Source organism: Rahnella inusitata, assembly GCF_018288855.1.
Lineage (GTDB): Bacteria > Pseudomonadota > Gammaproteobacteria > Enterobacterales > Enterobacteriaceae > Rahnella > Rahnella inusitata.
The window spans coordinates 825,519-840,017 of sequence record NZ_CP065024.1 but is presented as its reverse complement, the minus strand read 5'-3'; the positions used below and the strand labels follow the sequence as shown (position 1 = coordinate 840,017).

The window sequence follows — 14,499 nt, the reverse complement described above, 5'->3', positions numbered from 1 at the left end:
AAAAAAACATGATAACTATTGATGATCTCTACCTTTTTTAAGATGGCAGAACGAATCAGGTTGACGACTGAACGTGATATCCCGCTGCATAGTCTAAGCTAGTCTGGGTGATAACAGCCACAACCAAATTGGCTCCAAATTGCGAACCTTCCTTGAAAATTTTACCACATATGACCATCATGATGGGCTGGGGTGTGATAGCTAAGCGGAAACTTTCGCTAAAGTCTGATTGAAGTGCAAGGCTAGTCCCTAGCCTCCCTCGAAACTGGCCACGTTTACCTAATTTCGCCCCGACATTTCGACGCTGCCTAAAATGTTCCGGAGCTACTGGCGATTACCCTTATAATTGCTTTAGTCAAATGCAGTAATACGAGACTAATAGCGCTCCACCATGGAGAGCGCCATGGGTAAGATTATGCGCTAACCGTGAATGACATCATCATTCCTGTATCTTCATGTTCTAACAGATGGCAATGTGCCATAAAGGCTTTTTCTGGAGGGGCCAGATGATTAAATTGCACCAAGACTTCACTGACTGCACCTTCAACATGAACAGTGTCTTTCCAGCCACGACGATGCGCCGCCGGTGGTTGCCCATTCTCAGAGAGGATCCTGAATTGAGTACCATGGATATGGAAAGGATGTAGCATCATGTCCCCCACTCCCGAAATAGTCCATTTCTCATATTGACCTTTTTTTGCATCAAACATCGGTTTCATCATGTTGAATGGTAAACCATTAATGAAGTTGGCATTAAACAAATCAATTTTGCCATCTGTCGGCACATCACCATGATCCATACCTTGCATCATGTTGCCGTGCATTGACATTGCAGGATCCATTTTCATTTTTCCATGGTCCTCCATACTCATTCCAGCCATAGCTTTCTCACCGTACCTATCCATTAAAGCTTGCATGCCTTGCATATCAACTTGGGGATCCATGGACAGCAGCAGTGAACGCTGTGTAATCCCCTCAGTTGAAGGAATAGCAGGGAGTGTCACCAAATTGTCTGGAAGCTTTCTCTCTCCGGGCCTTAGCGTGGTTTCTATATGTAAAACCGGTAAAGCTTCATCAAATGGTGCTAATGTCATCCCTATTTGGCGCACGGGTAGGGTAGTAATATCAAAAGGTTTTCCATCAGACGTATCAACCAAGACTTCGAATCTTTCCCCCATTAAAATGGGTAGCTCTGTCACTTTTACCGGCTCAGAAAGGTAGCCTCCATCGCTGGCAATCACATACATGGCACGTTTATCACTGGTGGCCAATCTTAAGGAACGCGCATTACAACCGTTAAGAAAACGTAGGCGTAACCAACCTCGAGGTGAAACATGCTGAGGGTACACAGCGCCATTTGTCAGCATCAGATCGCCAAACCAGCCAATAGCGGCGGTCATCACATCCATTTTGTAATCAACCTGCCCTTCACTATTAAGCCTTTTGTCTTGTAAAATGACTGGAATATCATCTACCCCCCAATTTTTAGGTAGGGTTAAAGCACTACTTTCCTTGTCCTCAATAAGGATAAGCCCGCCTAATCCCATGGCAACATGGTATCCACTAATATGATGAGGATGTGGGTGGAACCAACAGGTTGCTGCTTGTTGATCAACCTTGAATTGTGTTTTCCTGCTCTTGCCCGGTTCAATGATTGCTTGTGGTCCGCCATCAGCACTTCCAGGAACCTCCAAACCATGCAGATGAACTGTTGTGGCTTCTGCTAATTGATTTTTAATTAACAAAGTAATATCACTATCTTTTTTTAAACGTAAAGCAGGTCCCAGTAGTGCACCGTTATAACCCCATGTTGTAGTAGCGGTTGTCCCTCGGAAAAGGGTTTTCCCTGATTGAATGGTTAATGCGATCTGACCTTGGGCATCAGGTTCTAACAAAGGAGGGATTGGTAGAGCAGGATAGTCCGCTGCAAAAACACGAGAACTCCACAAAGGTAACGTAGTGGCAGCACCCAATGCCGCACTTAACTTAATAAAATCGCGACGTTGCATATTCAACTCCTGAGTTTCAGGGTTAATTACATGGCTTCTTGATATCTTTCAGAAAACATCGATTTTAATGAAATGACTTAACATTTACGCCGAGTAACCCGATAAATTTCATGGGTAACATCAACAAAGATATCATTGTGCCATCAGATAGCACCTGTTAGTGATGCAGTTACCCACTGCATCACCTTTTAGCTGTATCGTTTCCATATGATGTAGGGTTTACCTGTAGCGACCACCGCCATCATTTTGGGTCCATTCCGATTATGGTATGTATTTTTCTATTGCCATTGATAAACCTTATGATTTAGAACAAAAAACGCGGACAATGCAATGAGGTCTTCCGCCTCCTCAACCAAATTTCACCTTCTCACTTCTTTATGAGAAATCCACGGCTGGTTGCAGCGATGACCTAAAGCCACTTTATTGTTTTTGGTGGTTTTTTAGCCACCCCTGCATCTGGTCGATTTCTGGTTGCTGGGCTTTTATAATTTCTTCTGCCAGCTTTCTCATTTCGGGATCTTTGCCAAATTTAAGCTGTGTTTCCGACATTTTAATGGCCCCCTGATGATGAGCAATCATCCCTTTAGCAAAGGCTACATCTGGATCCGATGACATTACTCCCGCCATCATGTCATCATGCATAGTCTTCATCCCAGCCATCAACTCTTGAGATGCAGGAGACAGTGATCCATGCGCCCCCATTTGCATGGTCTGGTTGGCGGCGAAGACCGCCATAGGTGACATTAACAACACTGTTAGGAACAACATTTTCTTATTCATTTTACTACCCTTTCAAGTTAATTAGTTCGCTAGAAAGTATAGCTGTTATCTGCAATTCTGGCCGATTTGTCGTAAGCGCACAGACAACGCCGTATTGATATTCAGCGGTAAGATCAACGCCCCACGGCAGTATTAAACCGCAGCCCTGTTGCCTCCTTTATCACACTCTACTTATCCTCGATGAAACCGAAGAGTAATCTTTAAAAAAACGCCCCGATACCGGGGCGTTGAACTTAAGATCATGCTACTGATTTTTCGTTGCTATCCAAGCGTACCGACCAGCCATGAAGATAGTAAGCAGGTGTTCGCATAACGCGACAGCATTGCATCGTTAGCGAGTTGCCGGTGATAATTTCTGCCGGGATCTGCAACAAAGACAACTGCAGATAGCACATCGCAGTTGCGACCGGATCAATATCAACACAGCTTGCAAACATCCATCGCTGTGGAGGGTATCCCGCCTGGCTAAACTGCTCGGCCACCGCGATAATCATCCCACCGGCACCACAGGCTGGTTCACCCACGTCAGGAACGGCTTTCGCTTCAACTCACTGTCCAGGTCATGAACCACCATCTTTGCCATCATCCGGGAAATATCAAACGGCGTGAAAAATTGCCCACGTCTTGCATCGCCCAGCTCCAGACTCATGAATATCCTGCCGAGAACATCATCGTAAATCGGCTGCTGCAGGCCCAGGCCACACCGGAGAATACCCAACAACTTTCCCATGCGATTGACGTCTTCACGTTCATACCGTTTGACCAGGCTAAGGTACTCGTCCTCAAGCTGCCGTGAAAATGCGACCTGATTGTGGACTGCGCACGCAGCCATCTGTACAAAATCCCGGAAAACCTCATAACGATGATGATAACGGGCCGTCTGGTTAAATAATGAAATAAATTCCGCAACATGCGGATTGGGATTTGCCATAAGGATGTTTCCTGAAATAAAAGGGGAAACATCCCCCAAGGGAAATGTTTCCCCTGGGGAGTGGCAGGTTATTGGCTAACCTTGGGTGAAAAGTCAGTGCTGCATCAGTTTCTCATCCGTTTCATCGATACGGACAAGCTGGACTTTCTCTGGTACAAGCTCCAATACGGCAACCATAAAGTTGCTTGAGGTTAACAGCGGACTTCGGGGAGACCAGTCGTTCTGGTCTATCCGGTCCAATTGGTATTTTTCTACCAAGTGGTTGATCGCTTCATAAACGGGAATGTTGAGCCCAACCAATCCCATAACGACATCGTCATCATGAAAGTTGGTATCGTTCAACGTCAGCCCAAAGTGTTTCTCCAGAAGGAACGCCGCTATCTTTTGGTATTCGCGAATTGCAGTGGTGTCCATCGTGTCTTCCTCCAATAGCGGCTCAGGCGGCAGCCAGGGCTTGTTCACGTAAAATAAGGTACTCAAAGGCTTCACGGGCAAAACGGCTTGCCTGGAAGATGGCCTTTTTGTCTTCTTTCAGTGCCTTCAGCCATGAGGCAATATAACTCTCATGCTGAACATCACCCTGGATACCCACTTCGGCGCACAGGAATGCCGAACCGATTTCCGCGACAAGTTCCTCGAACGCGTACACCGGGTCCCCAAACCGGCGTGAAGAAGACGTGATGCCTTCTCGCGCCAATCGGGAGACATGGCCGGTAGAATGCACCAGCTCATGCAACAGCGTACTGTAGTAATCTGCCGGGCGATGGAACTGCACCGCTTCCGGCATCGTGATACGGTCGGCTCCAGGGCTGTAGAACGCCTGATCCTGATGCCGGTGTACCACCGGTACACCACTGCAGACAACCACCTGTTCTGCCCGCTGGATACGCTCAATATCATGTCGCTCGGGTGTTTCCTCAGCGTCACCGGCCACACTCACCGGCGTCAGCAGTTTCTCGGGTAAATTCTCACACTGCTCAACGTTGAACAGGTGAAAACTGGTCATGAAATTTCGCCTGGAGACCACGGCGTTACCCTGTTCATCAAAAAGAGGCTTGCCTTGCTCGTCCGTCTCTTTTTTCTCAAACGGCTTGAACAGGGTCACCAGTGTGGATTTTTCGCCTTTACGCACGTTACCGCCCACATCCAGTGCCTGTTTGAACGTCAGCCAGCGGTGTGAGGTAAACCCCTTCTCCGCTGCATCAATCCACAGCAGCAACACATTGATACCGCTGTAGGCCCGCCCAGTAATGGCGTTGGCCGGTAACCCGCTCATGCTGACCGAACGGCCACCGGCAACAGTACGCCACGGTTTGCGCCACGGAGACGTGCCCTTTTCCAGCGCCGCGACGATTTTATCCGTCACGACCTGGAACAGGTCCACTTTATCCTGGTGACGTGATGCTGCCTTTTTCCTGGTTTGTTTCGTTGTCATGGTAAGTCCTCTCCATAAAAAACGGGGACTTACCCCCTTGCGGGAATAAATCCCCGCAAGGGTTGTCAGTGCTAGAATCGTATTAATCGATAATAGCGTCAGTGTGTTGAAGCCCTGGTGGTAACATCACCGCCAGATGTAAGTGGGTGTTTAACCAGTCACTCACCTGTTGCCACTCGGTACGTCCGACCGTCGAATGAAGGGCGTAGCACGTCGGACAATAATGGCTGACCAGCAGCAGTACCGCCATCACCATAAAATCGTAAGGATGATGGAAGGTATTGCACTGACTTTGCCGCCGTTCGGAGGAAAACAACCGAACCAGGCAAAGCGGGTCACCTGACAGGCCTGCGCCAAAATCACCGTTAAAGGAGATAACGCCCAGCCCCACCATACTGTCGTCATACCTCAGTGGTTGTGTTCCACTGTGGTCATAGACAGTCAGGGGTTTACCCAGCCAGCAAAAAACCGACTCGTTGCGAACCCGATGATGCACTCGGGTTATTGCACGGCACAGCTCACTCCAGGCCTCATGGGGAACCGTCTGGATAGGGGTGAAGAAGTAACATCGACGCATTACCATCCCTCCAAAATTGCTCTTGATTCCTCTAGCCCCGCTTCAAAGAAGTGGTCCCAGGCTCCAGGGCAAACCATTCTGCCCAGAGCAATGACATCATCGAACAAAACTTTGCAGGACGGATGGGTATAACGGAGTGGATCCAACCCACATTTTCTAGCAAACGTTTGTGCCAGATTGGCAATCTCCCAGACATTATCGGTAAAGCCGTCTTCATCCGGTTGTGTGCCAATATCCAATTGCTCATGCGCGGCAATCACCCGCAAATCGCCTTCAAGGTTTGCCAGTTCGCACAAGTCATCGAGAGAAAAGGGGCCGTTGGCCTGATTTGTCGTCATCATGGTAAGTTCCTTTATAATTAAAAATGGGACTTACCCCCGATAGGGAAGTCAGTCCCTATCGGTAAGTAAAATAAAAACAACGATTTAGCGGCCCTGGGTTCGAACAACCTCCAATGCGGCCTCAAGCGTTAACCAGCAGATCCCTGTGTTGGCATCGAAATCATGAATAGCCTGTTCAAGGGCTGCTATGGCTTCGCCAGGGGTCGCCGTCTCGTCCTGAGACTGAACATCTTCGGCGTACCACAGATCCAGCAGGATCACTTCGTCCTGATCCGCATGTCGTTGAAGTTTCTGAATGGCTTCAGCCACGGTTAAGATAGCGGCCATCAGTCAATCGCCCCGCCAATAGCAGCCCATTCAGGATGCCGCACTGCAAAATCACGCAGTCGGTGGTAGCTCTCGATAAGAAAGTCATGACCCGATTCTGCCAGGACGCACAGGGCATACAATGACACCGTCATTCCCAACGCCTGGGCACTCATCTCACCTCGGTAATAGTTTGAGTGCACCTCAACCCGATAGGTTTTCTCCGTCTGCGGACAGACAAAGAACCCGCCATCGGATTGGGTATACCAGTGCCAGAAATCACTGCCATAGTCCTCGCCATAGTCCTGACTGAACCTACGGGCATAGGCGTAGCACATCTGAGTAAAGCTGACCACATGGAGCGTGGCACTGTCCTGGGAAAACTCCTGTTGGACGAGTACCGAAACCAGGTTGTAGAAACCGGTCATCCAGTCCGTGTTCTCCGCCGTTACGGCGGGTGTTTTTGTCATCTGTGTCATTCCAGGTTTTCTCCAAAAAAAGAGCGGAACCTGCCCTTTGGGGGACACGTCCCACAAAGGATTGAGTAAAAATAAGGTTCTGTGCCGTTCACCACCGAAGTGGCGAAGATGCAAATCAGTGGGGCGCGTTGAGCCAGCCACGCTCGGCAAACGAGACGACTTCTCCATGGCCAATCACCAGATGATCAAGTACCCGCACCTCAATTAATGCCAGTGCGGTGATCAAGGTGCCAGTTATAAGCCGATCCGCTTGGCTGGGTTCAGCCATGCCCGAGGGATGATTGTGCGCCAGGATCACCGCGCCAGCATTGTAGGCCAGAGCCTGCTTGACGATTTCCCTGGGATGAACAGTGACCGAGGCCAACGTGCCGGTAAATACCGTCTCACTGGCGATCAGGCGGTGCTGAGTATCCAGGTACATCACCATAAACACCTCACGCTGCTGTCTTTCCAATTGCAGGCGCAGATAGTTGCGTGCAGCATCTGGTTCGGTGATCACTACCGTGCGGGCTTGTAACTCGCGCGCCAGCAAACCGATAGCCTGGGTAATGATATGTTGCTCATGAGTTTCATATTGCATGGGGTACTCCCGAAAAATCGGCATACACCACCCCAGTCGGGCAGTGCTCAGCCTGACCAGGTGAAGATCATGGATCGTGTAAAATGTATGATGTTCCGAGTTAACGGTTCACCACCGAAGTGGGTAACAACATCTCGCCGTGCTCATTCACCATCGCTATACGTTCACGCAATAAACGACTGGCATGGCTAAAACATCGCCGGTCACGCTCACTCGCTCGCTTACAGCTCAGATTTTCCAGTTCTGCAAGATGACGTTGCGCACTTCCCCGCCATGAACGCCGCTCATCATTCCCAACACAGGCGCAGAAATGGGCATTCGCCAGGGTAAACATACGGTCCGTTGCATTCCGGTATTCCGCGACAAGAACAAAGGTTGTCATAAGTCACTCCGTATCAAATATGACAGGGAGTCATCCCTTTACGGGGATCGGCTCCCGTAAAAGTGAGAATGAAAATCTCTGCCAGGGGAAAAGTATCCCGGCAGAGACAAGTGCCATTAGCTCGCTGAAGTAATTATCAGTTTGTAATCGTCATATTTCACCAGGAAGCTCTCTGTAAGCTCGACAGATTCCTCCCCCAGATGAACAAACAGGGTTAACGAAAATGTCACTTTCGTATCGGAAGGAGCTGGCCGCTTACTCCAGGCATCTTGCGCTGCTTTTATCAGCGCAAGTTGCCGACGTTCCCACTCAGCGATGCTGAAGCGGTCTACGGCGCGATCCCAGGCCGATAACGTGATAGATACCGGTAAAAAAGCCAGTTCTTTGTCTTTGTGTGAGTCCATAGATGTTTCCTTACGCAAAAAATAAGGGAACACCTATCCCCTGGAGGGAAGCGTGTTCCCTTGAGGGTGAGTCAATCAGATAGGATGCCAACCAAGGCATGTTGGATAAGTGCACCTTTATCGCAGTGAACTGCGATCCCCGCTTTCAAAGGTTCAGGGGGGTTACCGCTCTAAAGCGCGTCCTCTCAGGTTATGGTCGCTTTGGCTTGTGATTGCCCGAAGGCGTCCTTCTCAAATCACCAGGACATTGGCTGTTGTCAGAGACAACGGGTTAGCATGTAAAATCGTACACAATTCAAACGTATTCGACAAGTCCATTCCTACAAGAAACACAACTATCCTAGGGACAACCGACAGCAATTATCACTGCCAATCAAAATTCATCATCACCCACTCTATTATAAACCCTGGCAACATAATGCCCGCGCCCGTCCCCATGCCCTAAATCCATTGAGACCATTGCTTCCGCCTCTTTTCGGCTCAATCCTTTATTCATATGATATTCCGTCGCTTCTCGGGAATAGGCATAGCGCAGACTGTGCGGAGATTCCTTCCCCGTTAATCCGGCCTCTTTGAGCGTATTTCTATATCGATCAATAGCAGAGTGCAAGTTAGGCTTATCTATTAATCGCCCATTGTGTTTATCAACATATTTTATCGCTTCATTGACTGCACGAATAACCGTTTCGCGATCCACAACCGTGGTATCCCTCGGGCGTCCACCTTTGGTTCCGAATACAATCCGTATACGCTCATCACCTTTATTTAATGCCTGCCGCCAAGTTTTTAATGACTTGGCGGATTGAACAGTCTCTTCTGTTCTTAATCCTAAACAACGGGCTAATTGCATTGCAGCGGCAACACCTTCGTCTTTATTACGGACCTGGGCGAGCGCTGCGTGATAGCGCTCGTCTGAAATAGCAATTTTAGAACCGTCACGACTGGCCCCAGATAAACCGAGTGCAGAATTACTTAATCGTTCATGATTTGGATCGGCGAGTTTCGTCCTGCCAGCAGTAGAAAACATCGCCCGAATAGCCGCCATTTCATTTTGTATCGTCCGTTTTGATATGTTTTCAGACTGACGATTTTTTATATATAGCTCAACATGATTGGTTTTTATATTACTGACATCGCGAATCTGGATATTTAATTTCAACATACTTTCTGCGAAACGAGACGCTATTCTGGCGCGATCTGAAACAGTTTTAAAACTTCCGCCCGATTTTCGGGCCAATGTGATCAATTGCTTACTTAACTGCTTATTGGCTCTCGACATCCCCCACTCCTTTCGTCCTGAAAAACGCACGACATTACCGCCTTCGTCTCGAAGGATGAAGGACGTACCGAACTGCATTTTTGATGTACGACAAAACGTCTGAACAACGTTCAGCACGACGGTGATACATCCTGGCCCCGACGACACGGTTTGATTTGCGCTTCCTGCGGCTCGACTGATAACTGTGCATCGGGGTGGCAAAATGTTGAGTTCTTGTGAGGTATCCACAGCTCGCTGAGCTGCTTGCGGCTTGCGCCGGTACCTGACTATTGCCAGGTCACCTCCATCCATCAGCTTTCGCTGATGTTGCCATCGTTACCGAGTCGATTGTTCTCCTTTATTTCATAGATAAGCGTCTTCATGGGGTTACCCCGTTTTTACGACGCGATGGTTTAAAAAATGGCCTTTTACTGCGCTGGACGTTCCGTAGCCCCTGGTTCGGACAGGGTACTACGTGTCGGTCAGAGCGTAGAAGACGTTGGTAAAGCCCGTATTACGTGGGTTCGTCCGTTATGCGCTTTGCGCGTCACTTGGTATATGCTTCGCAATTACACAAGTGACGCGCTGCGCAACTCCCGTGCCAAATGCCGCTTCTGCAGATGCCAAATGTTCCAATTGTCATAGCAGAACGCCGCAAATGTTGCCGGGATTGCTGGACGTCGGTCCAAAAAGATAAGGGTATAGACGTGATGTTTCTCCTGGTCATGGAGAAACTAAACCCGCCGGGAAGTTTCCCGCTGGGGTGTCAGTTGTCGTGATGAAACTGACGGTCTGTGAGTGGATAAGTGCACCTTCATCGCAGTGAACTGCGATCCCCGCTCTCAAAGGTTCAGGGGGGTTACCGCTCTAAAGCGCGTCCTTTCAGGTTAGGGTCGCATTGGCTGTGGTCGCTCGAAAGCGTCAGTCTCAGACCACGCTTCTCTCCGTATGACTTTGGCTGTGTGATCACCCTAGGGCGCTTCTCTCAGATCACCTGCGCACTCCTTGCGCTGAAAGCATTGGCTGTTGTCATCGACAACGATAGAACGGGGGAATCATAAAGGAGAGTTCGGAGATCTTCAACAGAAACAAGGCGGGGATATATGCAGCAGAAGAGACGGAGTTTTGCACATACCCACCGCCAGAGTCTGTTCGCTTGCCCCGCTCACAGACCGCTCCCGTTTGCCGGGGTGCTGGGTGGCCCCCGGCTTCACTGGCTTTTCTGACCGTGGATATGTGCATAACTCACTTTATTTTTTCAACATTGACAGGTTCTCAATCGCTTTTTTCTCCGTCAGTTTAACTGCCGGTTTTATATCATTCTCAGCACTTTTAGATACAGGGAAAATAACATCATTATTCGTTATTCCTGAGGGATGACCTGTTACCTGCTCTATCAATCCGATCACATTTCCTGCGGTAATCTCACTATTAAAAAAACCACTAATCAAATTAACCAGCCGAGGATCAATAGATGATAATGCAGCCCCGCAAATAATGGCTTGCCGGTAAAAATCACCACGAACCTTTGCTGGCAAACTCTCAACATATTGCTGAGTCAATATATCTTGCGGATATATTGATGGGTGTAAATACGCAATAATCTTCTTTCGTTTATCATCCATAATTAAGCTCTGACCATCGCTTTAACCAATGCGAATTGTGGCTCATCTACTTTACTCACTTTATGGAGAGGGAAATATTCCTTGATATACGAATAAATAATTTCCGCACCTCCCCCTGCCAGATATATACGGTGTATTCCGCTGAAAGATTCAATTTCATTTCTTACCCCATCAGCCAGGGAGGCGGATTCCATTTTTATTACCGACTGGATATGACTTATCTGTTCAACATCATTAATGAGAGTCTGTAAATACTCCTCATCTAAATAATTCTTAATTATTTCCCCCGTCACATAATAGCTACTTGGGGTCGAGGCATTCATTAATGCATTCATCACTGCCCGGTTAATTCGAGATGTCCCAATATCTGCATTCCCTTTAACTTCGGTAATACTTTCGAAAGCACCCTGTATAATGCCACAATCCAGCGTTGTACCGCCTAAATCAACAATCAAGCTACGCTCCAGCGGATTAACCTCGTCAGCAATGATAGAAGCTAATGCCGCAGGCAAGGACTCAGGCATCACCTTCACATCTCTAATTTTAAAGGTTTCTCCTTTATTCAACGAAATATCGCGCAGAACATTATTTTTCTTCGCCTCTATATTCGCCTCATTCGGCTGGTTATCCGCATCGAAAAACTCCGTCACCGGCAGGGTGACCGTCAGTGCAATTTCCTGTGGTGGTAAACCCGATGTCAGCAGGGCATGATGAATGGCAAGCAGGTTCGTGGTGCTGTACTGATAACTGACATGCGTGGTGCCAATCGCGGCGGTGCTTCCCAAATCATGCGAATACTTTTTCCCGTCAACGGTATAGTTGAACACTTTTCGCGTTCCCAGGATGGCAGGGCTCCAGCCATCTTTGAAACTGTTACCCGACAGATGTGTCTTGATTTCACCCTGTTCCAGCCAGGCCAGTTTTACGTAGGTCGATCCATCATCACAAGATACGTTGAGCATAGTTTGTCTCTAATTGCGTAGTGATATGACTCATATTGGGAAAAAATGAGCGTGTGAAAACACGCCCACCTTCTGACAAACCCCAAAGTGAGTCTATTTTTAACTCAAATTGAGAAAATTATAATTTCCCGGCCTCGCGATCCCCCTGCACTGACTCAAAGTGAGTAATGATTTGTCTCAGATTGCGTCACCCTTCATGCAGTAAACAGGTTGTTTTTGCATCACCGCTGCCGTAAGGTGACCATGTCATGATAAGCAGATAAAATGAGGGAGAAAGCATGGCTAACAAAACGCAGGATGATATCTGGAGTGGTATCGCCAAGGGATTAGTTGAAGCAGTGAAGATGGTGTTTTCCGTCTTAGCATTTATTTTTACGGCAGGCTCAAGCAAAACATCAAACGACCCTTTAGAAAATGAACGCGGGGACGGATGGAGAGATGGGCATAGTGGATATGGTTTTTACGTTGGTGATATTAGAAGCGATGATGAATAAAGGTAATAGCTGAAACATCTCAACTATTACCTAGGTTACGAGATATTGAGTTTATTTTTTAGAAGACATACCCTTTGTCACTACCGCTTTAGCTGTATCAGTAGCGATTTTACCGCCCTTAGCCCCTGCAGCTTGGCTTCCTTCACTGGATTTACTTACTGCTTGAGATATCACGCTTCCAATCTGCACACCACTCCAACTTATAGCCCCAAACCAAAATGCTGGCAGTACCACAAACATCGACCCCAGTACCAGATTCATAATCCAGCCTTCAGCCCCAACACTGCTGAACCAGTTGTAATACCCGCGAGCGCCGGTGTAGACAATCTCGATTAGCCGATCATCAAGCCAACTGCCCAGTTCCCACCAGAATGTCACGAACGTCATTGCAAACATGACAAACGTCAGCGTGACCACCACCTTGGGGTCATAAGCACCGAACAGCATCACAAGGGGGATACAAATGACCAGTGCCATCATCAGGATGCCATGCACCATTGGCAACGCCTGGCGCAACGCATCAAACGCCGGTAACTGGGTTGCCTGGGCCGAGAATGCCCCCAGGCCACTGACCATCTGTTTAAAACTGCTATCAAGCGCTATCCCGGTTCCCCGCTGGCTTCCCGCCAGATAGGTTTCATGCCCCCCGGACATCAGGGTATTTTGTGGGCTGACCAGCCAACGCAACAGGTTCTCCTCCCAGTTTTCACCGTCAACGAACTTCATTCTGTTGGCAACTTTCGTGTTATAGGCTCCCGCCAATCGACTTTTCAGCCCTGTACCGGACGTACTCCACCACTCTTTGCACGTTGGATACCCGCCCCGCCCCACATCGGGATAACCGCTATCCCGACTCTCACTGTAAGGCCACTGCGAACGGGGTGAGGTAGACGTGTAGTAGTCATAATATCCGCCTGTATTCAGGAAATAGCTTGAGCCTATCCAACCTACCGAATTGATGGTGGCATCAGTAAGTTGGCTATTGGTGGACTTCAGCTTGAAATAGGCCTTGGAATAGCACTGGCTGGCGAACTCCTGTACCTCCTGTCGGGTCACCGGATCAATCAGTTGAGTATGTTGCACCTCAAAGCGCAACTGGCGCAGCTCCATACCACAGGGGATAGACGCAATGGCCGCATGTGTCACCCCTTTTGATAGATTGTGAACCAGATACCACCACATCGGCACCTTGGCAACCTGACCGTTGAAATCCGTCAACAACCCACCATACCCCGACTCATCCGGCTTGGGCACATTGGTGCCGCATTGCCTGGAGCGGGTTTGGTCAAACTTCATGACCGTCAAATCAACCTCTTTAAACGGCATTGCACAGAACAGGATCACCACAAATGCCACGTACAACACCTGCTCGATGCGAGGGAGCGCCAGCGCCCCCTTGTTGCCCTCGTCATCCCCTTCGGTACGCACCTTCAGCCAGACACCGGCCACCTTCAGCACCAACGGCAACGCGAACAATCCCGTGGTGGTAATGATGGTCCACAGGGCGTTATTAATCAGCCAGCCCAGGAACACCAGGAAAAACTCCAGATAACTGTCCGTCGTCATCACATCCCCCAACGGTAACTGGTAAATTCAATCAGCAAAGCCAGGCACACCATCATCACTTCGAGCCGGTAGACCACACCCCGTGAAGGAGCCTGACGCAACAACGTCGCCCGGACACGGTGAAACCACATGGCGGCCACGATGCTGTACAGCGTTAACCGCCAGATAAGCAGCGGCACTCGCGCCTGTTGCAACCAATCCGTCAGTGCGGTTTCATTTCCGGCCAGATACAATCCCAATGCCGTGGCGCATCCCCCCAGTAGCAAAATCCCTACCATGCCGAACATAAAACCGGCAACTTTACGCCACCGGCGCAGCGTCTTTTTCACTGGTTGGCCCTCGGCCTTCGGTACTCTTGCTGTCGTCATGA

At 48.9% G+C, this 14,499-nt stretch carries 19 protein-coding genes; 1 reads left to right on the top strand and 18 read right to left on the bottom strand.

The window, feature by feature from the left end; genetic code table 11:
* Window positions 1–413: 413 nt before the first annotated feature.
* The 16 genes from cueO to parM all read right to left on the bottom strand — a co-directional run bounded on the left by cueO (window position 414) and on the right by parM (window position 12,069).
* The gene (gene cueO / locus I2123_RS03925; protein WP_050915505.1) at window positions 414–2,009 is read right to left on the bottom strand and encodes a multicopper oxidase CueO; all 1,596 of its coding nucleotides are present in this window, start codon (window positions 2,007–2,009) and stop codon (window positions 414–416) included.
* Between the two features lie 420 nt (window positions 2,010–2,429).
* The gene (gene copM / locus I2123_RS03920; protein ID WP_050915504.1) at window positions 2,430–2,789 is read right to left on the bottom strand and encodes a CopM family metallochaperone; all 360 of its coding nucleotides are present in this window, start codon (window positions 2,787–2,789) and stop codon (window positions 2,430–2,432) included.
* Window positions 2,790–3,028: 239 nt separating this feature from the next.
* Window positions 3,029–3,283 (bottom strand): hypothetical protein, encoded by a 255-nt coding sequence (locus I2123_RS25415; protein ID WP_244879877.1) that lies wholly within the window; start codon window positions 3,281–3,283, stop codon window positions 3,029–3,031.
* Window positions 3,280–3,720, bottom strand: coding sequence for a hypothetical protein (locus I2123_RS25410; protein ID WP_229769092.1), 441 nt, complete (start codon window positions 3,718–3,720; stop codon window positions 3,280–3,282). The genes I2123_RS25415 and I2123_RS25410 overlap by 4 nt, the downstream gene beginning before the upstream one ends.
* 93 nt (window positions 3,721–3,813) lie before the next feature.
* Entirely contained in the window at window positions 3,814–4,134 is a 321-nt protein-coding gene (locus I2123_RS03910; protein ID WP_050915503.1) for a TA system toxin CbtA family protein, read from the bottom strand.
* Between the two features lie 22 nt (window positions 4,135–4,156).
* Entirely contained in the window at window positions 4,157–5,155 is a 999-nt protein-coding gene (locus I2123_RS03905; RefSeq protein ID WP_053011943.1) for an ArdC family protein, read from the bottom strand.
* Between the two features lie 82 nt (window positions 5,156–5,237).
* Window positions 5,238–5,732: a hypothetical protein gene (locus tag I2123_RS03900; protein ID WP_053011944.1), complete on the bottom strand. Its 495-nt coding sequence runs from the start codon at window positions 5,730–5,732 to the stop codon at window positions 5,238–5,240.
* Window positions 5,732–6,073 carry a hypothetical protein gene (locus I2123_RS03895; RefSeq protein ID WP_050073121.1) on the bottom strand — a complete coding sequence of 114 codons (342 nt, stop codon included), beginning with the start codon at window positions 6,071–6,073 and terminating at the stop codon, window positions 5,732–5,734. The genes I2123_RS03900 and I2123_RS03895 overlap by 1 nt, the downstream gene beginning before the upstream one ends.
* A gap of 84 nt (window positions 6,074–6,157) precedes the next feature.
* On the bottom strand, window positions 6,158–6,400 hold the full coding sequence (locus tag I2123_RS03890; RefSeq protein WP_053011945.1) for a hypothetical protein: 243 nt from the start codon (window positions 6,398–6,400) through the stop codon (window positions 6,158–6,160).
* Window positions 6,400–7,026, bottom strand: coding sequence for an antirestriction protein (locus I2123_RS03885; RefSeq protein ID WP_080995074.1), 627 nt, complete (start codon window positions 7,024–7,026; stop codon window positions 6,400–6,402). Before I2123_RS03885 ends, I2123_RS03890 begins: the two co-directional genes overlap by 1 nt.
* Window positions 6,974–7,438 carry a RadC family protein gene (gene radC, locus I2123_RS03880; protein WP_053012007.1) on the bottom strand — a complete coding sequence of 155 codons (465 nt, stop codon included), beginning with the start codon at window positions 7,436–7,438 and terminating at the stop codon, window positions 6,974–6,976. The genes I2123_RS03885 and radC overlap by 53 nt, the downstream gene beginning before the upstream one ends.
* 100 nt (window positions 7,439–7,538) lie before the next feature.
* Complete coding sequence (locus I2123_RS03875) at window positions 7,539–7,820, bottom strand: hypothetical protein (RefSeq protein WP_053011947.1); 282 nt, start codon at window positions 7,818–7,820, stop codon at window positions 7,539–7,541.
* A gap of 116 nt (window positions 7,821–7,936) precedes the next feature.
* Window positions 7,937–8,224 (bottom strand): hypothetical protein, encoded by a 288-nt coding sequence (locus tag I2123_RS03870; protein ID WP_053011949.1) that lies wholly within the window; start codon window positions 8,222–8,224, stop codon window positions 7,937–7,939.
* A gap of 373 nt (window positions 8,225–8,597) precedes the next feature.
* The gene (locus tag I2123_RS03865; protein ID WP_053011951.1) at window positions 8,598–9,503 is read right to left on the bottom strand and encodes an integrase domain-containing protein; all 906 of its coding nucleotides are present in this window, start codon (window positions 9,501–9,503) and stop codon (window positions 8,598–8,600) included.
* A 1,229-nt stretch (window positions 9,504–10,732) separates the two neighbouring features.
* Entirely contained in the window at window positions 10,733–11,107 is a 375-nt protein-coding gene (locus tag I2123_RS03860) for a plasmid partitioning/stability family protein (protein WP_053011953.1), read from the bottom strand.
* 2 nt (window positions 11,108–11,109) lie between these two features.
* A complete protein-coding gene (parM, locus tag I2123_RS03855; RefSeq protein ID WP_053011955.1) occupies window positions 11,110–12,069 on the bottom strand; it encodes a plasmid segregation protein ParM domain-containing protein in 960 nt (319 codons plus the stop codon).
* 278 nt (window positions 12,070–12,347) lie between these two features.
* On the opposite strand from parM, the gene I2123_RS03850 reads away from it, so the two are divergent.
* Window positions 12,348–12,563 carry a hypothetical protein gene (locus I2123_RS03850; RefSeq protein WP_053011957.1) on the top strand — a complete coding sequence of 72 codons (216 nt, stop codon included), beginning with the start codon at window positions 12,348–12,350 and terminating at the stop codon, window positions 12,561–12,563.
* A gap of 51 nt (window positions 12,564–12,614) precedes the next feature.
* Here the strand turns inward: I2123_RS03850 and I2123_RS03845 are convergent, their stop codons facing one another.
* Together I2123_RS03845 and I2123_RS03840 are read right to left on the bottom strand one after the other, a co-directional pair.
* On the bottom strand, window positions 12,615–14,129 hold the full coding sequence (locus I2123_RS03845) for a conjugal transfer protein TraG N-terminal domain-containing protein (RefSeq protein WP_053011959.1): 1,515 nt from the start codon (window positions 14,127–14,129) through the stop codon (window positions 12,615–12,617).
* Window positions 14,129–14,497: a hypothetical protein gene (locus I2123_RS03840; protein WP_053011962.1), complete on the bottom strand. Its 369-nt coding sequence runs from the start codon at window positions 14,495–14,497 to the stop codon at window positions 14,129–14,131. The genes I2123_RS03845 and I2123_RS03840 overlap by 1 nt, the downstream gene beginning before the upstream one ends.
* Between the last annotated feature and the right edge of the window lie 2 nt (window positions 14,498–14,499).